Annotated in this window: 19 protein-coding genes, 1 pseudogene and 1 riboswitch; of the genes and pseudogenes, 19 read left to right on the top strand and 1 reads right to left on the bottom strand. The window is 69.0% G+C overall.

Going from position 1 to position 19,224, the window contains the following annotated elements; all coding sequences use genetic code 11:
• The first annotated feature begins 182 nt into the window (after positions 1-182).
• The 6 genes from ribD (at position 183) to nusB (ending at position 5,715) form a co-directional block, all read left to right on the top strand.
• Complete coding sequence (ribD, locus tag HOQ08_RS10645) at positions 183-1,298, top strand: bifunctional diaminohydroxyphosphoribosylaminopyrimidine deaminase/5-amino-6-(5-phosphoribosylamino)uracil reductase RibD (RefSeq protein ID WP_291194325.1); 1,116 nt, start codon at positions 183-185, stop codon at positions 1,296-1,298.
• A 49-nt stretch (positions 1,299-1,347) separates the two neighbouring features.
• Positions 1,348-1,534: riboswitch (FMN riboswitch) on the top strand.
• A gap of 141 nt (positions 1,535-1,675) precedes the next feature.
• Positions 1,676-2,317, top strand: a complete 642-nt coding sequence (locus tag HOQ08_RS10640; RefSeq protein ID WP_291194322.1) for a riboflavin synthase — start codon at positions 1,676-1,678, stop codon at positions 2,315-2,317.
• A gap of 159 nt (positions 2,318-2,476) precedes the next feature.
• Positions 2,477-3,568 carry a bifunctional 3,4-dihydroxy-2-butanone-4-phosphate synthase/GTP cyclohydrolase II gene (gene ribBA / locus HOQ08_RS10635; protein WP_291194319.1) on the top strand — a complete coding sequence of 364 codons (1,092 nt, stop codon included), beginning with the start codon at positions 2,477-2,479 and terminating at the stop codon, positions 3,566-3,568.
• Positions 3,569-3,797: 229 nt separating this feature from the next.
• Entirely contained in the window at positions 3,798-4,721 is a 924-nt protein-coding gene (gene ldcA / locus HOQ08_RS10630) for a muramoyltetrapeptide carboxypeptidase (protein ID WP_291194316.1), read from the top strand.
• An 83-nt stretch (positions 4,722-4,804) separates the two neighbouring features.
• Positions 4,805-5,266 (top strand): 6,7-dimethyl-8-ribityllumazine synthase, encoded by a 462-nt coding sequence (gene ribE, locus HOQ08_RS10625; RefSeq protein WP_291194313.1) that lies wholly within the window; start codon positions 4,805-4,807, stop codon positions 5,264-5,266.
• Positions 5,266-5,715, top strand: coding sequence for a transcription antitermination factor NusB (gene nusB / locus HOQ08_RS10620; protein ID WP_291194310.1), 450 nt, complete (start codon positions 5,266-5,268; stop codon positions 5,713-5,715). The genes ribE and nusB overlap by 1 nt, the downstream gene beginning before the upstream one ends.
• 58 nt (positions 5,716-5,773) lie before the next feature.
• Here the strand turns inward: nusB and HOQ08_RS10615 are convergent, their stop codons facing one another.
• Positions 5,774-6,244: a nuclear transport factor 2 family protein gene (locus HOQ08_RS10615; protein WP_291194307.1), complete on the bottom strand. Its 471-nt coding sequence runs from the start codon at positions 6,242-6,244 to the stop codon at positions 5,774-5,776.
• 131 nt (positions 6,245-6,375) lie between these two features.
• Between HOQ08_RS10615 and thiL the strand changes: the two genes are divergently transcribed.
• From thiL to HOQ08_RS10550, 13 genes and pseudogenes are all read left to right on the top strand, one after another.
• Positions 6,376-7,335 (top strand): thiamine-phosphate kinase, encoded by a 960-nt coding sequence (thiL, locus tag HOQ08_RS10610; protein ID WP_291194304.1) that lies wholly within the window; start codon positions 6,376-6,378, stop codon positions 7,333-7,335.
• Positions 7,336-7,419: 84 nt separating this feature from the next.
• Positions 7,420-7,926 carry a phosphatidylglycerophosphatase A gene (locus HOQ08_RS10605; RefSeq protein WP_291194301.1) on the top strand — a complete coding sequence of 169 codons (507 nt, stop codon included), beginning with the start codon at positions 7,420-7,422 and terminating at the stop codon, positions 7,924-7,926.
• An 82-nt stretch (positions 7,927-8,008) separates the two neighbouring features.
• Positions 8,009-8,995, top strand: a complete 987-nt coding sequence (locus tag HOQ08_RS10600) for an aldo/keto reductase (RefSeq protein WP_291194298.1) — start codon at positions 8,009-8,011, stop codon at positions 8,993-8,995.
• A 51-nt stretch (positions 8,996-9,046) separates the two neighbouring features.
• The gene (locus tag HOQ08_RS10595; RefSeq protein WP_291194296.1) at positions 9,047-9,241 is read left to right on the top strand and encodes a hemin uptake protein HemP; all 195 of its coding nucleotides are present in this window, start codon (positions 9,047-9,049) and stop codon (positions 9,239-9,241) included.
• A gap of 84 nt (positions 9,242-9,325) precedes the next feature.
• Positions 9,326-9,889 carry a hypothetical protein gene (locus tag HOQ08_RS10590; RefSeq protein ID WP_291194294.1) on the top strand — a complete coding sequence of 188 codons (564 nt, stop codon included), beginning with the start codon at positions 9,326-9,328 and terminating at the stop codon, positions 9,887-9,889.
• 165 nt (positions 9,890-10,054) lie between these two features.
• Positions 10,055-11,326, top strand: coding sequence for an efflux RND transporter periplasmic adaptor subunit (locus HOQ08_RS10585; protein WP_291194291.1), 1,272 nt, complete (start codon positions 10,055-10,057; stop codon positions 11,324-11,326).
• 104 nt (positions 11,327-11,430) lie between these two features.
• The gene (locus HOQ08_RS10580) at positions 11,431-12,144 is read left to right on the top strand and encodes an ABC transporter ATP-binding protein (protein WP_291194288.1); all 714 of its coding nucleotides are present in this window, start codon (positions 11,431-11,433) and stop codon (positions 12,142-12,144) included.
• Positions 12,145-12,410: 266 nt separating this feature from the next.
• Entirely contained in the window at positions 12,411-13,718 is a 1,308-nt protein-coding gene (locus tag HOQ08_RS10575; protein ID WP_291194285.1) for an ABC transporter permease, read from the top strand.
• Between the two features lie 13 nt (positions 13,719-13,731).
• Positions 13,732-14,961, top strand: a complete 1,230-nt coding sequence (locus tag HOQ08_RS10570; protein ID WP_291194282.1) for an FtsX-like permease family protein — start codon at positions 13,732-13,734, stop codon at positions 14,959-14,961.
• A gap of 47 nt (positions 14,962-15,008) precedes the next feature.
• Complete coding sequence (locus tag HOQ08_RS10565; RefSeq protein WP_291194279.1) at positions 15,009-16,328, top strand: ABC transporter permease; 1,320 nt, start codon at positions 15,009-15,011, stop codon at positions 16,326-16,328.
• 11 nt (positions 16,329-16,339) lie between these two features.
• Positions 16,340-17,572 (top strand): FtsX-like permease family protein, encoded by a 1,233-nt coding sequence (locus HOQ08_RS10560; RefSeq protein ID WP_291194276.1) that lies wholly within the window; start codon positions 16,340-16,342, stop codon positions 17,570-17,572.
• A gap of 32 nt (positions 17,573-17,604) precedes the next feature.
• Positions 17,605-18,921 (top strand): ABC transporter permease, encoded by a 1,317-nt coding sequence (locus HOQ08_RS10555; protein WP_291194273.1) that lies wholly within the window; start codon positions 17,605-17,607, stop codon positions 18,919-18,921.
• A 91-nt stretch (positions 18,922-19,012) separates the two neighbouring features.
• A pseudogene (locus HOQ08_RS10550) lies at positions 19,013-19,224 on the top strand (peptide ABC transporter permease); the annotation flags it as partial.

Genomic DNA, 19,224 nt, shown 5'->3' with positions numbered 1-19,224 from the left:
GCGGCGAGCCGCGCCGCAACCGCAAGGGTTAAGCCAGGTCACTCCCTCTCCCTCCCGGGGAGAGGGTTGGGGTGAGGGGACACTCTTGCCTTGACGCATGCCCGGGCCGCGTCCGGATGCGAGACTATCGCGAGCCCGCCCTTCACCTCGGTCCTCTCCCCAGAGGGGAGAAGAAGACAAGCATGACCTTCAACGCTGTCGATCACCTGCATATGGCGCACGCGCTGTGCCTGGCCGAACGCGGGATCTACACGACGCAGCCGAACCCGCGCGTGGGCTGCGTGATCGCGCACGGCGAACAAGTGGTGGGCACCGGTTGGCACCAGCGCGCAGGCGAACCGCATGCCGAAGTGTTTGCATTGCGCGAGGCCGGCGAGGCGGCGCATGGCGCCACCGCCTACGTGACGCTGGAGCCCTGCGCGCATTTCGGCCGCACGCCACCCTGTGCCGATGCGCTGGTCGCGGCCGGCGTGGCGCGGGTGGTGATCGCAGCGGAGGATCCGTTCCCGCAGGTCGCGGGCAACGGGATCGCGAAGCTGCGCGCCACGGGCGTCGCGGTCGAAAGCGGCCTTCTGCGCGAGCCGGCGCGCGAACTCAACATCGGCTTCTTCAGCCGCATCGAGCGCGCCCGCCCGTGGGTGCGCGTGAAGCTCGCCATGAGCCTGGACGGCCGCACCGCACTGGCCAACGGCGAGTCGCAGTGGATCACCGGCGAAGCCGCCCGCGCCGACGTGCAGCGCTGGCGCGGGCGAAGCTCCGCCATCCTCTCCGGCAGCGGCACGGTGCTGGCTGACAACCCCCGCCTCACCGCGCGCGAGGTGGAAGGGGAGGGCGGGACGCCGATGCCGCCGTTGCGCGTGGTCCTTGACACGCACCTGCGTACGTCGGTTGGCAGCCACGTGCTCGATGCGACGGCGCCGACCCTACTCATGCATGCGGCTGATGCGCCTGCCGCGCTTCACCTGGCGGCGGTCGAGCGCGTGGCCATCGCCGTGCACGCCGGCCATCTCGACCTGGCGGCTGTGCTCGCCGAACTGGCCCGCCGCGAGGTCAACGAGCTCCACGTCGAAGCCGGTCCCACGCTGTGCGGCGCACTGTTCGCGCAGGGACTGGTCGACGAGCTGCTGCTCTACGTCGCGCCGGTGCTCCTGGGCGACCAGGCCCGGCCGTTGCTGCAACTGCCTTCCCTTGCCGCGATGGCCGACCGCTGGCAGCTGAAGGTATTGGATCAGCGCGCGCTGGGGCAGGACTGGCGGTTGCGCCTGCGCCGTCCCGCGGGTGCGCTGGCGCCGGCCTGAACCGGCCGGATGCTAGAATGCGGGGGCCGGTTTTACCGGCAGTACAACACGACGTCTTCAGGGCGGGGCGAAATTCCCCACCGGCGGTAGGTGTTCCGAAGGAACCGGGACACAAGCCCGCGAGCGCCTTCGCAACCATCGCGAAGGGTCAGCAGATCCGGTCCGATGCCGGAGCCGACGGTCAAGCCACTCCGGTGTTGCGGAGCGGCCCACAGTCCGGATGAAAGAAGACGGCAGGTCGCATCGCTGCGTGATCGAACGGTCACGGCGGTGCGTCGGCCTCATGCCTTGGGGCGTTTTTCGCTGACCTCATGCGGAGAACGTTTCATGTCCCTCATCGCTTGCATTGCAGCCGCCTCCGACAGGAGGGCGCGCTGATGTTCACCGGCATCATCCAGACCGTGGGTTCCGTCGCGCGGCTCGAACCCCGCGGCGGCGATGTGCGCCTGCACGTCGATACCGCCGGGCTCGATCTTTCCGACGTACAGCTGGGCGATTCGATCGCCGTGTCCGGCGTATGCCTCACGGCCATTGCGCTCGGCGAACGCGGCTTCGCCGCCGACGTCTCCAACGAGACGCTCTCGCTCACCACGCTGGGCCAGCTCAAGGCCGGCGACCCGGTCAACCTGGAGAAGGCGCTGCGCCTGGCCGACCGGCTGGGCGGGCACCTGGTGTCCGGCCACGTCGATGGCGTGGGCAAGGTCGTCTCGGTCACGGCCGACGCGCGCTCGCAGCGCTGGACCTTCGAGGTGCCGGCGGACCTCGCCCGCTACATTGCCCACAAGGGCTCGATCTGCATCGACGGCACCAGCCTGACCGTCAACGAGGTGGCCGGCGCCCGCTTCGGCGTGAACCTGATCCCGCACACCGTGGCACACACGGCTTTCCACGCGCGGCATGCGGGGGATGCGGTGAACATCGAGGTGGACGTGATCGCGCGCTACGTCGAACGGCTGATCGGCAGCGGCCAGGCGCCGCGGCTGGACGAGGCGTTCCTCAATCAGCACGGCTTCGCCTGAATGAAGTCCCTCTCCCATCGGGAGAGGGGTTGGGGCGAGGTTTCGGGCGAAGCGGAGATCCCGTTCCGCCCGAAACCCTCATCCGCCCCTTCGGGGGACCTTCTCCCCATCCTCGACAGGGAATGGGAGAAGGAACAAATACACCACGGATTCCCACGCATGCCCTTCAACACCATCCCCGAAATCCTCGAAGACCTCCGCGCCGGCCGCATGGTCGTGATCCTCGACGACGAGGACCGCGAGAACGAAGGCGACATCGTCATGGCCGCGCAGATGGTGCGGCCGGAGGACGTCAACTTCATGGTGCGCGAGGCGCGGGGCCTTTTGTGCCTCACCCTCACCGAGCAGCGCACGCGCCAGCTGGGCCTGAGGCCCATGGTCAGCGACAACACCTCGCCCTACCACACCAACTTCACCGTCTCGATCGAAGCGGCCGAGGGCGTGACCACCGGCATCTCGGCGCACGACCGCGCGCGCACGATCCAGGTGGCGGTGAAGTCGGACGCCAGGCCGCAGGACCTCTCGCAGCCGGGCCACATCTTCCCGCTCACCGCGCAGCCCGGCGGCGTGCTCACCCGCGCCGGCCATACCGAGGCCGGCTGCGACCTGGCCGCGCTGGCGGGACTGGAGCCTTCCGCCGTGCTGATCGAGATCCTGCACGAGGACGGCTCGATGGCGCGCCGTCCGGAGCTCGAGCTGTTCGCGCAGAAGCACGGCCTGAAGATCGGCACCATCGCCGACCTGATCCGCTACCGCCTGGAAACAGAGAAGACCATCCAGCGCGTGCACGAGGAGGACGTGCAGACCGAGTTCGGTCCGTTCCGCCTGGTTGCCTGGCGCGACGCCATTCGCCACGGCCTGCACTACGCGCTGCTGCGCGGAACGGTGGACGACGGCGCACCGGTACTCACCCGCGTGCACGTGCGCAACACGCTGTCGGATGTGCTGCACCTGGTGCGCGATGACCTCGGGCTGACCGTCACGGCCGCCTTGCGCCGCATTGCCGACGAGGGCCGCGGCGTGCTGCTGGTGCTTTCCGGCGAGGACACCGCCGAGGCACTGCTGTCCCGCCTCAAGCGGCAGCCGGCGTCACTCGCGCCGGAAGACGCGCAGCAGCAGGAGTGGCGCCAGCTCGGCCTGGGCGCGCAGATCCTCACCGACCTCGGCGTGCACAAGCTGCGTGTGCTGGGGACGCCGCGCAAGCTGGTCGGGCTGGCCGGATTCGATCTGGAGGTAGTGGAGTACGTGTGAGTGTGCGGCCCTTCGACTTCGGCCTTCGGCCTGCGCCCAGGGCGAACGGCCTTCTTTCACCATTCACCGGTGCCAGCCTGATCCAGTAATGCCGCGTGCGTGAAACGCTCAGGGCGGACGGCTTTCTTTGACCGTTCACCCTGAGCGTAGGCCCGAAAGGGCCGAAGTCGAAGGGCCGCGCAACCCGCACTTGCCTTAGGATGACCCGCACTCCACCGCCATCACGCCCATGCCCGACGCCCGCATCCGCCTGATCGCCCCCTCTGGCTACGCCCACGACCCTGCCGCCATGTCACGCGGCTTGGCCCGCCTGCGCGAGGCTGGCTGCACGGTCGACGGCCTGGAGGTGCTCGATCGCGTCCAGCAGCGCTTCGCCGGCAGCGATGCCGAGCGCGCGGCCGACATCAACGCGCTCGCCGCACTCGACCGCCTGCCGGACGTCGCCCTGGTCACCCGCGGAGGCTATGGCGCCGTGCGGCTGCTCGGCCAGCTCGACTATGGCGCGTTGCGCGAACGCCTGGCCGGCTCGAAGCTGGCCCTGGTCGGCCACAGCGATTTCACCGCGCTGCAATTGGCGCTGTACGCGAAGAGCGGCGTGCGCAGCTTCGCCGGCCCGCTGCTGGCCGACCTCGGCGCCGAGCCCGCGCCGGCATTCACCTGGGAGCACTTCTGGGACACGCTGGGCTCGGATGCCAGCGTCGCCGCCTGGCCTGGCGCGGGTGAAGCGGAGCTGGACGTGCAGGGCACGCTGTGGGGCGGCAACCTGGCGGTGCTGTGCAGCCTGCTGGGCACGCCGTATTTCCCGGCGATCGAGGGCGGCATCCTGTTCGTCGAGGACCTGGGCGAGCCGCCGTTCCGCATCGAGCGGCTGTTCTACCAGCTGCAGCTGTCCGGCGTGCTCGCAAGGCAGCGGGCGCTGGTCGTGGGCGAGTTCCACGCCTGCCGACCGGGGCCGCGCGACAACGGCTACGACCTGGACGCGGCGTTCGCGCAGCTCTCGCGCATGGCCGGCGTCCCGGTGATCTACGGACTGCCGCACGGTCACGCCGCGCGCCAGCTCACCCTGCCGTTCGGCGGCCAGGCGCGTTTGCGCGTGAGCGACGGCACGGCACGGCTGGAATGCTCCGGCTATCCGCACCTGCCTCTCTCGTAACGCCCGTGGGAGCGGCAGAGACATCGCCAAACCCGTAAAATACCGGCCCCACAAGGGCTTCCCGTTTGCCCCAAGGATTCGCAATGAAGATCATCGAAGGCGACTTCGCCACGCCCACGGGCCGCTTCGCCATCGTCGCCGGCCGCTTCAACGGCTTCGTCGTCGAGCCGCTGGTGGCCGGCGCGCGCGACGTGCTGGTGCGCCACGGCGTCGAGGACGAGGCGATCGACCTGATCCGCGTGCCGGGCGCCTGGGAGATCGCGCTGGCCGCGCACAAGCTCGCCCACTCGGGCAGCTACGCGGCGGTGATCGCGCTGGGCGCGGTGATCCGTGGCGCCACGCCGCACTTCGACTACGTCGCCGGCGAATGCGCCAAGGGCCTGGCGCAGGCAGCCTACGGCTCCGGCGTCCCGGTGGCCTTCGGCGTGCTCACCACCGACAGCATCGAGCAGGCGATCGAGCGCGCCGGCACCAAGGCCGGCAACAAGGGCGCCGACGCGGCGCTGGCCGCGCTGGAGATGGCCAACCTGTACGGGAAGCTCTGATGAGCCACGGTCCGCAGGGCATCGACCTGGTCGCCCGCTCGCGCGCCCGCCGCCGCGCACTGCAGGCGCTCTACGCCTGGCAGATCTCCGGCAGCCACATGAAGGCCGTGATCGAACAGTTCCGTCACGAACAGGACATGGAAGTGGCCGACCTCGAATATTTCGAGGACCTGCTGCACGGGGTGGAGGCCCACGTCGACGAACTGGATGCCGCGCTCAAGCCCTACGTCGACCGCGAGGTCGCGCAGATCGACCCGATCGAGCGCGCCGCGCTGCGGCTGGCCGCCTACGAGCTCAAGTACCGGCTGGACGTGCCCTACCGGGTGATCCTCAACGAGGCGATCGAGGTGACCAAACGCTTCGGTGCCGAGCACGGCCACAGCTACGTCAACGGCGTGCTGGACAAGCTGGCCGGCCAACTGCGCGCAGCGGAGAAGGGCGCACGCTGATTCGCAGGGTGGGCTTCAGCCCACCTTGCGGCATGACGGTTGGCGGGTGAAGCCCGTTCTACGGTTCGCAATCGCGGCTGTTGTCGGCGATGGCGGCGATCTTCCATTGGTCGTCGACGCGCACCAGGTTGAACACGTCGGTGCCGCAGTGGTGCGGCTTGCCCTCGAGCAGGAAGGTATAGGGCGCCCATACCATCGCCAGCTCATGATCGACGAGCACCTGCGGCTGGCCGATGCGCTCCTCGATGCGCTCCTTGCCCGGCTTCACGCGGTCGACGAACTCGCCGAGCGTCAGCTGCATCGGCTTGCCCTTGCGCATCAGTGTCGCGGTGCCCTTCGGCAGTACCTGCGCGCGCATGGCCGCCTGGTCGTGGCGCGACATCGCGTCGAAGAACGAATGCACCGGTTCGAGCACGGCGGCGTCCGTCGCCATGGCCGGCGCGGCGCCGGCCGCCAGGGCGATGCCTGCCGCCAGCGACAGGCCATGTTTGCGCATGATCGAAAAGGAGCGGAGCAGGGGGTGGCGCATGGATTTCTCCCGTGGGTATCGGCGATTCTGCCCGAACCCGGATGCTGCGGCGGCATGTCCTTTGGCACGGGGTGGCTTGCCAATGGCAATGCGCGGGTGCTCTGCTTGCACGTTCCCTTACGAGGCGCGCCATGGAATTCCGCCTGATCGACCGCATCCGCGAACGCACTGCGCAGTTGCGCGAGGACGTGCGGCTGGGCATCGGCGACGACGCGGCGCTGCTCACCGTGCCGCTGGGGCAGGAACTGGCGGTGGCGATCGACACGCTGGTCGGGGGCGTGCACTTTCCGCACGACACCGCGCCGGCCGACATTGGCTGGAAGGCGCTGGCGGTGAACCTGTCGGATCTGGCCGCGATGGGCGCCGCGCCGGCCTGGGCGCTGCTCGCGCTGACCCTGCCGCAGGTCGACCCGGCGCGCGTGGATGGCCTGGCCGAGGGCTTCGCGCAATTGGCGCGGGAATACGGCGTGGCGCTGGTCGGCGGCGACACCACGCGCGGCCCGTTCTGCCTCAGCGTGGCCGTGCACGGTTTCGTGCCGCCGGGGCAGGCGCTGACCCGTGCCGGCGCATGCGTCGGCGATGCGGTGTTCGTCACCGGCACGCTCGGCGATGCCGCCGGCGGACTGCGGCTGGCACTGGGCGAGCGGCCGTTCGATCCGGCAGACGAGGCCCACCGCATGCTGCGCGCGCGGCTGGATCGTCCCATCCCGCGCGTGCGTGCCGGCCTGGCGTTGCGCGGCTTCGCCAACGCCTGCATCGACGTTTCCGACGGCCTGCTCGCCGACCTCGGCCACCTATGCGCAGCCAGCGGGGTGGGCGTGGAAATCGACGCGGACGCGCTGCCGCTGTCGCCCGCGTCGTGCACGGTATTCGGCGAAGGCCCGGCCCGCGAGCTGGCCCTCGCCGGCGGCGACGACTACGAGCTGTGCTTCACCGTACCGCCGGCGCGCATCGCCGCGATGCAGGCGGCCCTGGACGGGCAGGGCTGCCGCGTCACGCGCATCGGCCGCGTAGTGGAGGGGCAGGGCGTGAGCCTGGCCGGCGGCGGACCCGCACCCCAGCGACGCGGCTGGGACCACTTCCCCGGCTGAAGCCGGGCTGGGCAAGCGCGGCGGCTCGCGCTAGCGTGTGCCGCCTCCCACGGCCGCGCGCCTGCGGCCTCGACCCGGACACCCATGATCGACCGAAAGAAACTCACTGCGGCGCAACGCCGGCTGCTGCTCGCCTCGCCGGCGGGCTGGATCGCGTGCGGCCTGGGTTCCGGCCTCGCGCCGGTCGCCCAGGGCACTTTCGGCTCGCTCGCCGCGATCCTGCCCTGGCTGCTGCTGCGGCACCTGCCGCCGCCGGCTTACGTGGTCGGGCTGGCGCTGGCCTTCGCCCTGGGCGTGTGGGCCTGCGGCGCGGCCGGCCGCATGCTGGGCGTGGACGACCATCGCAGCCTGGTCTTCGACGAGTTCGTCGGCCAGTGGCTCGCGCTGCTGCCGCTGTTGCTGACGCCGGCGCCCTGGTGGATGGTCGCCGCCGGCTTCGCCCTGTTCCGCCTGTTCGACGTGTGGAAACCCTGGCCGATCAGCTGGCTGGACCGGCGCGTGCACGGCGGCATGGGCGTCATGCTGGACGATGTGGCGGCGGGCGTATTTGCCGCCGTGGCATTGGCGGTGGTCGTCGCGCTGCTGCGGTGAGCGCGGCCAGGGCGCACGCTTTCGCCGTGCCTTGAGGCGCCCGCACGCATACTTCGCACCGATACGTCCCAAGGAGACCACCATGCTCTACCGCCGCCTCGGCCGCACCGGCCTGCAATTGTCCGCGCTGTCCTTCGGCGCCTGGGTGACCTTCGGGCGGCAGGTGGGGCGCGGCCAGGCACGTGAGCTGCTGGCGCTGGCCTACGACCAGGGCGTCAACTTCTTCGACAACGCCGAGACCTACAACCACGGCGAAGCCGAGCGGCTGATGGGCGACGTGCTGGCCGACCTGCGCTTCCCGCGCGACAGCTACTGCGTATCGAGCAAGGTGTTCTTCGGCGCGGTGGAGCGGCCGAAGCCGACCCAGCGCGGGCTGTCGCGCAAGCACGTCATCGAGGCCTGCCACCAGGCACTGGAACGGCTCCGGGTCGATCACCTGGACCTGTACTTCTGTCACCGGCCCGATCCTGATACGCCGATCGAGGAAACCGTCGCGGCGATGGACACGCTGATCCGCCAGGGCAAGGTGCTGTACTGGGGCACCAGCGAGTGGCCGGCCGAGGCGATCGTCGAGGCGCACCGTGTCGCGCGCGAGAACCATTGCCATGCGCCGGTCGTGGAGCAGCCGCAGTACAACCTGCTGCATCGCGAGCGGGTCGAGCGCGAATACGCGCCGCTGTACGAGCGCTTCGGCATGGGCACCACGGTGTGGTCGCCGCTCGCCTCCGGTCTGCTCGCCGGGCGCTACAACGAGGGCATTCCGGATGATTCGCGTCTTGCGCAGCCGGGCTACGAGTGGCTGCGCGAATCGGTGCTCGGCTCGGGCCGCGAGCGGGTGGCGCGGGTGCGCCACCTGGCGCCGATCGCGGCGGAGCTCGGGATCAGCCAGGCGCAGCTGGCGTTGGCCTGGTGCCTGGCCAACCCGCATGTGTCGACCGTGCTGCTGGGAGCCAGCCGTCGCGAGCAACTGGAGCAGAACCTCGCCGCGCTGGAGCTGGTGCCGCGGATCGACGCGGTCCTCAGGCAACGCATCGAACAGGCCGTAGGTAACGGTAAAACAAGGGCTTGACGCCTGGATGAGAATTATTATCATCTGTTCGCCACCCCTTGGAGCCACGCCATGTCCACCAGCCTGCCGCGTCCTTCTTCGCCGCCCACCACGACGGACCTGCCGCACGCCTGCCCGGCCACCGTGCGCCGCGTCCCGTCCGGCCAGTTGCTGCCCAATGGCGCGCGCGAGCTGGTGATCCAGCATCAGGGCGGGGAATACCACCTGCGGTTGACGCGCAACGACAAGTTGATCCTCACCAAATAGTGCGCCGGGCGGGGTTGCCCGTTTCCAACCATCCCATCCACCCAAGCCAGCCATCGGCCAGCCGGGTTCCCGCAGGAGCTTCCCGTGTTCGGTCGTCTGATTGCCCTGGCCAGAGGCTGGCCTCGTTCGAAGCAGGTGCATGCACGGCTGCTGCCGATGTCGCCACGATGCCTGGCGCGGTGGCTGCCGCAACTGGGCGGCGTGCTTTGCCTGTTCCCTTGCGACGCGGGCGTGCCGTGTGAGCCGGCCGCCGGCCTGCTGGTGGAGGAGGACGGGCTGGCAGTTCTCCATCGCAGCCGCTGGTTACGGCTTGCAAGTGCGGTGACCGCCGACGGGCCGCGCGAATGGGCTGACGTACTCGACGCCTGCGGCCGCGTGTGTACCCGCGTCTACCTGCTGCCGGGCACCGACTACTGCGCCTGGGACGCGATGCCGTGCGGAATCGCCCGTCCGGACGAGGCACCTGCGGCGACGGTGGGATTCCAGGCATCCAGCGTGCAGCTGCTGCGGTTCCGCCATCGCCAGCTTGCCGGCCTGGACTTGCTAGGCGCGGAGCGCTGCCTGGTGTCGCCGCTGGACCGGCGCGTGGCGGGCGAGATCGTGTGCCGCGAAGCGGGAGCGCTGCCTGCACGCCAGGCGCTCGACTGATCCCGTCCGGCCTTGTCCGCTTGTCCGAGCGGGTGTCCGCGGACAGCGGACACGTCGCGGCCGCATGTCCCGAAAGTGAGCAACCGCAAGGGTCAGCGGCCCGCGGGCAGGGCTGGCATGGCGATTGCTGAAGCTGTCGCAGTCACCCCAGGTCAGGACCGCCCGATGATCCGCGACACCTCCGCCCAAGACCGCATGGTCGAGGTCAAACCCAACCGCAAGCGCCAGTTGCTACTGGCCGGCATCGGCGTGGCCGTGCTGATCGGCGGCGGCCTGGCGTTGCCGGGCGCGATGCGGCTGTTCTCCGCCGACGCCTCGGTGAGTGCCTCGCGGCTGTCCTTCGCCACCGTCGAGCGCGGTCTGTTCGTGCGCGACATCGCGGCCGAAGGCAAGGTGGTGGCGGCGGTGAGCCCGACGCTCTACGCGACCTCCGGCGGCGCGGTCACACTCAAGGTGCACGCCGGCGACACGGTGAAGAAGGGCCAGGTGATGGCCACCATCGACAGCCCGGAGCTGACCAACAAGCTGGCGCAGGAAGAGTCCAACGCCGACGCGATGGAAGTGGACTACCAGCGCGCACAGATCGATGCGCGCAAGAAGCGCGGCGAACTGCAGAAGGCCTACGACAACGCGCAGATCGACCAACAGGCCGCCCAGCGCGACCTGGCCCGCAACGAGAAGGCGTTCAAGCTCGGCGCCGTGCCCAGCATGGACGTGGACCGCGCCAAGGACACGCTGCAGAAGGCCAAGCTGACCACCATGCACGCCAAGGCGGACCTGGGCATGGACAACGACAGCCTGAACTTCGACATCCAGTCCAAGAAGCTCGCGCACGAGCGCCAGGAGCTGCTGGTCAAGGACCTCAAGCGCCAGGTCGACGACTTGAACGTCAAGTCGCCGGTGGACGGCCAGGTGGGCCAGCTGTTCATCGCCGAGCGCGCCACCGTGGCCAAGGACGCGCAGCTGCTGAGCGTGATCGACCTGTCCGCGCTGGAAGTGGAGATGAAGGTGCCGGAGAGCTTCGCGCGCGACCTCGGCATCGGCATGGCCGGCGAGATCACCGGCAACGGCAACACCTGGAAGGGCCTGGTCAGCGCGATCTCGCCCGAGGTGGTCAACGGCGAGGTGGCCGCGCGGCTGCGCTTCGACGGCTCCACGCCCAAGCAACTGCGCCAGAACCAGCGCCTGTCCGTGCGCATTCTGCTGGACAAGCGCGACAACGTGCTCACCGTGCAGCGCGGCTCCTTCGTCGACGAGTCCGGCGGCAACTACGCCTACGTCGTGCACGGCGGCATCGCCGAGAAGAAGCCCATCCGCGTCGGCGCCAGCAGCATCGACAAGGTCGAGATCCTGGACGGCCTGAAGGAAGGCGACAAGATCGTGATTTCCGGCACCGACAACTTCAAGGATGCGGCCAAGGTCGCGATCAGCGACTGAAGATCAACAACCACCTGGCTGCCGTGTCCGCGCAAGCGGGCGTGGCCCCAGGCGGATCGAGGCTCACCGTTCCAACGACTGCTCAACAACCGAAGGACTCCACCATGCTCAAGATGACCCACCTGTCCAAGGTCTACCGCACCGAAGTGGTGGAGACCTACGCCCTGCGCGACTTCAACATCGACGTGAAGGAAGGCGAGTTCGTCGCCGTCACCGGTCCGTCGGGCTCGGGAAAGACCACCTTCCTGACCATCGCCGGCCTGCTGGAGACCTTCACCGGCGGCCACTATCACCTCGACGGCATCGAGGTGAGCCAGTTGAACGACAACGCCCGCTCGAAGATCCGCAACGAGAAGATCGGCTTCATCTTCCAGGCGTTCAACCTGATTCCCGACCTCAACGTCTACGACAACGTGGAGGTGCCGCTGCGCTACCGCGGCATGAAGGCGGCCGAACGCAAGCAGCGCATCATGGACGCGCTCGAGCGCGTGGGCCTGGCCTCGCGCGCCAAGCACTACCCGGCCGAACTCTCCGGCGGCCAGCAGCAGCGCGTGGCGATCGCCCGCGCGCTGGCCGGTTCGCCGCGCCTGCTGCTGGCGGACGAACCGACCGGCAACCTGGACACGCAGATGGCCCGCGGTGTGATGGAGCTGCTGGAGGAGATCCATCGCGAGGGCGCCACCATCGTGATGGTGACGCACGACCCGGAACTGGCCGCGCGCGCCCAGCGCAACGTGCACATCATCGACGGCCAGGTGGTGGACCTGTCCGAGGAGCCGCGCTTCCACGCGCACAACGCGCGCGTGGCCGACGCCTGAGTTGTTGCTTGAGCCCTCTCCCCCGGCGTGGCCGGAGGAGAGGGTTGGGAGAGGGGAGGCCTTTGGGTTTTGCTCCTGAGGCCGTGGAAAGCCGAGCAAGAGCCTCCCTGTCTCCCCACCCCTCTCCCCGGCATGCGCCGGGGGAGAGGGAGCAAGAGCGGCGCTGCCGATCGAGCGCCTGGCCCCAAGGCCTTCTGCCCCAGCGACAGCTGGGGCAAAGGCGGTAGCTCTCCCCGCGCAGTCGCCCTTCCATCGGAACCCACGACATGTTCGCCTACTACTTCCAGCTCGGCCTGCGCAGCCTGCGCCGCAACCCGATACTGACCGCGCTGATGGTGATGGCGATCGGTTTCGGCGTGGGTGCCTCGATGATCACCTACTCGGTGTTCCGCGCCACCTCGAACAACCCCATTCCGCAGAAGTCCGGCCAGCTCTACGCGGTGCAGATCGCCAACTGGAAGACCGACGACCTGGACAAGGGCGAGCCGCCATCGGCGCTGACCTACACCGACGCCATGGCCTTCATGCAGGCACACAAGGCGAAGCGCCAGACCGCGCTGTACCCGATCGCGCCCTCGGTGATCCCGGCGGATGCCAGCCGCCTGCCGATCGAGGAGAACAGCTACGCCTGGTACGGCGACGCCTTCGCCATGTTCGACATTCCCTTCCTCTACGGCGGTGCCTGGACCCAGGCGCAGGACGACGCGCACGCCGCCGTGGTGGTGATCGGCAGGAAGCTCAACGACAAGTTGTTCAACGGCGCCAACAGCGTCGGCAAGACGATCGACCTGGACGGCCACGACTACCGCATCACCGGCGTGATCGACGAGTGGAATCCGCAGCCGCTGTTCTTCGACCCGGTCAACACCGGCGGCTTCGGCGATCCGATCGGCCTGTTCATCCCGTTCACCCGCGCGGTCGACCTGCAGATGTCCACGGCGGGCAACAACAACTGCAACGACACCCCCGGGCCGGGCTGGAGCAACTGGATCCACTCGGAGTGCATCTGGATCGAATACTGGGCGGAGTTGCCGACCACGGCCGACGCCGATGCGTACAAGCGCTGGCTCACCGGCTACGCCGCCGAACAGCAGCGCGCCGGCCGCTTCAAGTGGGCGCCGAACGTGCGCCTGCGCAACGTCACCGACTGGCTGGACTTCAACAAGGTGGTGCCGCCCGAATCGAAGATCTCGCTGCTGGTGTCGCTCGGCTTCCTGCTGATCTGCCTGGTCAACACCATCGGCCTGCTGCTGGCCAAGTTCATGCGTCGCGCGCCGGAGATCGGCGTGCGCCGCGCGCTGGGCGCCTCGCGCCGCGAGATCTACGTGCAGTTCCTGGTGGAGGCCGGCACGGTCGGCCTGACCGGCGGCGTGCTGGGCCTGCTGCTGACCGGCGTGGGCGTGCTCGGCGTGGGCTGGGTGTTCGACGAGCAGATCGCGCGCCTGGCCACGCTGGACGCATCGCTGGTGTTGCTGACCTTGATCGCCGCGGTGCTGGCGACGCTGCTGGCCGCGTTCTATCCCACCTGGCGGGCCGCGCAGGTCCAACCGGCCTGGCAGCTGAAGTCCAATTGAGGCGGAGAGACCCATGCAGATCAAGCCCATCCTCGCCGCGCTCAAGCGCCACAAGGCCGGCACCGTGCTGATCGCGCTGCAGATCGCGCTGACGCTGGCGATCGTGTGCAACGCGCTGATCATCATCCGCCAGCGCACCGAACACCTGTCGCGGCCCACCGGCATGATCGAGACCGATCTGCTCACCGTCGCCAACCGCTGGGTCGGCGTCGACGAGAAGGCGACGCCATCGCTGGGCAAGACCGACCTGGAAGCCCTGCGCGGCATGCCGGGCGTGGTCGATGCCACCTACGCCAACTCCTACCCGCTGCGCGGCGGCGGCTGGTCGACCAGCGTCAACATCACGCCCGAAAAGAAGAAGGAGATGGCGCACACCACGCTCTACTTCAGCGACGACCATGCGCTGGCCACGATGGGGCTGAAGCTGGTCGGCGGGCGCAACTTCCGCCCCGACGAGATCGACTGGGTCGACCCGAAGGCGTTCGACACCACGCCGGTGGTGATCGTCAGCAAGGCGCTTGCCGACAAGCTGTATCCGGACGGCAGCGCGCTGGGCAAGGTGCTCTATCACTCCGGTGCGACCAAGCCCAGCACCATCATCGGCATCGTCGAGCGCCTGCAGGTGCCCTGGACCGGCACCTGGGCGGGCAACTTCGCCGAGAACGCGATCCTGATCCCGCGTCTGCTGACCGGCAATTTCGGCAGCTACCTGGTGCGCACCCAGCCGGGCCAGCTGGAGCGCCTGACCAAGGCAGCCCCCGCGCTGCTGTTCAAGACCAACCGCATGCGCGTGATTCCCGACGAACGCGGCGTGCGCACCTTCGCGCAGGTGCGCGAGCAGGCCTACAAGAGCGACCGCGGCATGGCCGTCCTGATGGGCGTGGTGTGCGCGGTGCTGCTGGCGATCACCGCCGCGGGCATCGTGGGACTGACCAGCTTCTGGGTCGGCCAGCGGCGCAAGCAGATCGGCGTGCGCCGCGCGCTGGGCGCGACCCGGCACGACATCCTCAGCTACTTCCTCACCGAGAACCTGCTGATCGGCGCCGGCGGCGTGATCGTCGGCGCTGTGCTGGCGATCGGCATGAACCTGTGGCTAGTCAGCCATTTCGAGATGGAGCGGCTGTCGCTGCTGTACGTGGCCGCAGGCGTGGTCGCACTGCTGCTGCTGGGACAGGGCGCCGTGCTGGCGCCGGCGATGAAGGCCTCGCGCGTGCCGCCGGTGGAGGCGACACGCAGCGTGTGATTTCGAGCCCCTCTCCCCGGGGAGGAAGCAAAGCTTACGGAGCGTAGATGTTCGGCTACTACTTCCAACTCGGCATGCGCAGCCTGCGCCGCAACCCGGTGCTGACGGGCCTGATGGTCATCGCGATCGGCTTTGGCGTGGCCGCCTCGATGATCACCTACTCGGTGTTCCGGGTGGTGTCGGCCAACCCGATTCCGCACAAGTCCTCGCAGCTGTTCACCGCGCTGATCGACAACCGCGGGCCGCAGTACAACGAGAAGGGCGAGCCGCCCGAGGCGCTGACCTACACCGACGCCAACGCGCTGATCCGCGCGCACAAGGCGCCGCGCCAGACGCTGTTCTACCAGGTCGCGCTGGCGGTGCTGCCCGAGGGCGAACGCAGCCTGCCGACCAAGGCCATCGGCTACGCCACCAACGCCGACTTCTTCGGCATGTTCGACGTGCCCTTCCAATACGGCACACCCTGGCCGGCGCAGATGGACGAGCGCCGCGCCGCCGTGGTCGTGCTCAGCCACGAGCTCAACCAGCAACTGTTCGGTGGCGCCAACAGCGTGGGCAGGGACATCGACTTGAGCGGACACACCTACCGCATCGTCGGCGTGACCGGGCACTGGGATCCCAAGCCGCGGTACTTCGATCTGTTCGACGGCTCGGCCTTCGACGACCCGCCGCAGATCTACATCCCGTTCAACCGCGCCGACGACCTGAAGATCGACACCGCCGGCCGCAACAACTGCGGCGGTGCGCCAAACACCGGCGTGGGCAGCGGCCGCGAAGGCTGGCTGCACGGCGAGTGCTCGTGGATCCCGGTGTGGGTGCAGCTGGACACGCCCGCCCAGGTGGCCGCCTACCGCAGCTTCCTCGAAGGCTATGCAGCCGACCTGCAGCGCGCCGGGCGCTTCAGCTGGGCGCCGAACGTGCGCCTGCGCAACGTCACCAACTGGCTGTCGTTCGAGGACGTGGTGCCGCCGGAGAGCCGTATCGCGCTGATCGTGGCGCTGGGCTTCTTCGTCATCTGCCTGGTCAACACGATCGGCCTGCTGCTGGCCAAGTTCATGCGCCGCAGCGCCGAGATCGGCGTGCGCCGCGCGCTGGGTGCGCCGCGGCGGGAGATCTACAGCCAGTTCCTGATCGAGGCCGGCACCGTCGGCGCGGCCGGCGGCGTGCTGGGCCTGTTGCTCACGGCGGTCGGCGTGGGCGGGGTGGGGCTGCTGTTCGCGCCGGACATCGCACGGCTGGCGCAGGTGGATCTGTCGCTGATGCTGCTGACCCTGCTGCTGGCGATCCTCGCCACGGTCGTCGCCGCGCTCTATCCCACCTGGCGCGCCGCGAAGGTGCAGCCGGCGTGGCAACTGAAATCCAACTGAGGGGAACGGGCATGCAGATCGGACCGATCCTCGTCGCGCTGCGCCGGCACAAGGCCGGCACCACGCTCATCGCGCTGCAGATCGCGCTGACGCTGGCGATCGTGTGCAACGCGCTGTTCATCATCCAGCAGCGGCTGGTGCGGGTGGACCGCCCCAGCGGCGTGCAGGAGACGAACCTGTTCGTCATCCAGAACGACTGGCCGCAGAAGCTCTCGCCGCAGGACGCCGACGCGCGCATGCGCGCCGACCTGCAGGCGCTGCGCGGCCTGTCCAGCGTGCAAGACGCAAGCTCGTCCAACAGCTTTCCGCTGCGCGGGTCGGGCTGGGACAACTTCGTGCGCATGACTCCCGAGCAGGTGAAGATGACCACCGACACGGCGATCTTCTTCTCCGACGAGCACACCCTGGCCACGCTCGGTACGCGGCTGATCGCCGGGCGCAACTTCCGGTCCGAGGAAGTCGGCAGCCAGGGCGGCACCGACCCGATGCACGCGCGGCAGATCATCGTCAGCAAGGGGCTGGCGCAGCTGCTGTTCCCGCACGATTCGGCGCTGGGCAAGACGGTCTACGTGTCCGGCGACAACGCACCCTCGACCATCATCGGCGTCACCGACACCCTGCAGGCGCACATGACCGGCCTGTGGGCACAGGCCTATGCCTACAACGCGTTGCTGGTGCCTGCGCGGCTCACCGGCGACAGCACCTTCTACCTGGTGCGCGCGCGGCCGGGCCAGCTGGCCGATGCCATGCGGCAGGCGAAGGCCGCCCTCTACGCACAGACCCGCATGCGGATGATCCCGCCGCACGATGGCGTGATGACCTTCGCTCAGGTGCGCGAGCGCGCCTATGACGCCGACTACGGCATGGCGATCCTGATGGGCATCATCTGCGCCGTGCTGCTGGTGATCACCGCGGCGGGCATCGTCGGCCTCACCAGCTTCTGGGTCGGCCAGCGGCGCCGGCAGATCGGCGTACGTCGCGCGCTGGGTGCGCGCCAGCGCGACATCCTCGGCTACTTCCTCACCGAGAACCTGCTGATCACCCTGGGCGGCGTGCTGCTGGGCATCGTGCTGGCGCTGTCGATGAACCTGTGGCTGGTGCTGCGCCTGGGCGTGCAACCGTTGTCGTTGACCTACCTGGCGGCCGGCGTGGTGCTGCTGCTCCTGCTGGGGCAGGGCGCCGTGCTTGCCCCGGCCATGAAAGCCTCGCGCGTGCCGCCGGTCGAAGCGACGCGATCGGTCTAGTCCTTCGCGCCCCTCTGGAGAGAGACATACCGATGTTCGCCTATTACCTCGAACTGGCCCTGCGCAGCCTCAAGCGAAGCCGGGGCCTCACCGTGCTGATGGTGCTGGCGGTCGGCTTCGGCGTGGCCGCCTCGATGACCACCTACTCGGTGTTCCGCGCGGTCTCGGGCGATCCGATCCCGTGGAAATCCTCCAAGCTGTTCGTGCCGCAGATCGACATGTGGGGACCGAAGGGGCGCAGCAACAACAACGAGCCGCCCGAGGCGATGGACTACACCGATGCCATGGCGCTGCAGCGCGCGCACCGCGCCAAGCTGCAGTCGGCGATGTACCAGGTCTCGCCCTCGGTGGTGCCTGCCGGCGCCGGCAAGCACCCGATCAACGTCAGCGGCCACGCGGTCTACAGCGAATTCTTCCCGATGCTCGACGTGCCCTTCCGCTACGGCAGCGGCTGGGGCGCCGACGCCGACACCCAGCGCGCCGCGGTGGTGGTGATCAGCCACAAGCTCAACGAGAAGCTCTTCGGCGGGGCCAACAGCGTGGGCAGGTCGATCAGCATCGAGGGCAAGGACTACCGCGTGGTGGGTGTGCTGGACGACTGGAACCCGCAGCCGCGCTTCTACGACGTGGTCAACACCGGCGGCTTCAGCAGCGGCAACGAGGACGTGTTCCTGCCCTTCGAGCGAGCCATCGACGTGGGCATGCCCAACGACGGCAACACCAACTGCAGCGAGGTCCCGGCCGAGTCGGGCTTCGTCGGCCTGCAGCGCTCCAGCTGCGTGTGGATCGCCTACATGGTGGAGCTGGACGACGCGGCCGCGGCGAGCGCCTACCGGCATTACCTGGACGGCTACGCGCAGGACCAGCAGCGCGCCGGGCGCTTCGGCTGGGCGCCGAACAACCGCCTGCGCAACCTGCCCGACTGGCTCGATGCCGAACACGTGGTGCCCAGCGACACCAAGGTCTCGCTGCTGGTCGCGCTGGGCCTGCTGGTGGTGTGCCTGGTCAACACCGCCGGCCTGCTGCTGGCCAAGTTCCTGCGCCGCAGCAGCGAGATCGGCGTGCGCCGCGCGCTGGGCGCACAGCGCTCGGCGATCTACGCCCAGTTCCTGACCGAGGCCGGGATCATCGGCCTGGCCGGCGGCGTGCTCGGGCTGGCGCTGACCGGCGCAGGCGTGGCCAGCGTGAGCTGGGTGCTGCCCAAGGACATCGCCGCGCTGGCCCGGCTGGACGTGCCGCTGCTGCTGCTGACCCTGCTGGTGGCCACTGCTGCGACGCTGCTGGCCGGCCTCTACCCCACGTTCCGTGCCTCGCGGGTACAGCCGGCCTGGCAGCTGAAGAGCAATTAGTGCGCTGTCCCTGTGCGAGAAAGCGGCCATCCATGGCTGCACTCCTCAAGAAGAGCCGGCTCATTCATCGAATTTCGCAAGGAACGAAGCCATGAACCTGCATCCCATGATCGCGGCGTTGCGCAAGCACAAGGCGGGCGTGGTGCTGATCGCGCTGCAGATCGCGTTGACCCTGGCGATCGTCTGCAACGCCATCTTCATCATCGGCCAGCGCGTGCAGCGGGTGAACCGGCCCACCGGCCTGGACGAGAACAACCTGATGCTGGTCAGCCAGCAATGGGTGGGCGCACCCAGCGGCGACCA

This window comes from Frateuria sp. (assembly GCF_013362045.1).
Taxonomy (GTDB): domain Bacteria; phylum Pseudomonadota; class Gammaproteobacteria; order Xanthomonadales; family Rhodanobacteraceae; genus Frateuria_A.
The sequence above is the reverse complement of the archived record's forward strand: the minus strand, read 5'-3'. Positions and strand labels throughout refer to the sequence as shown.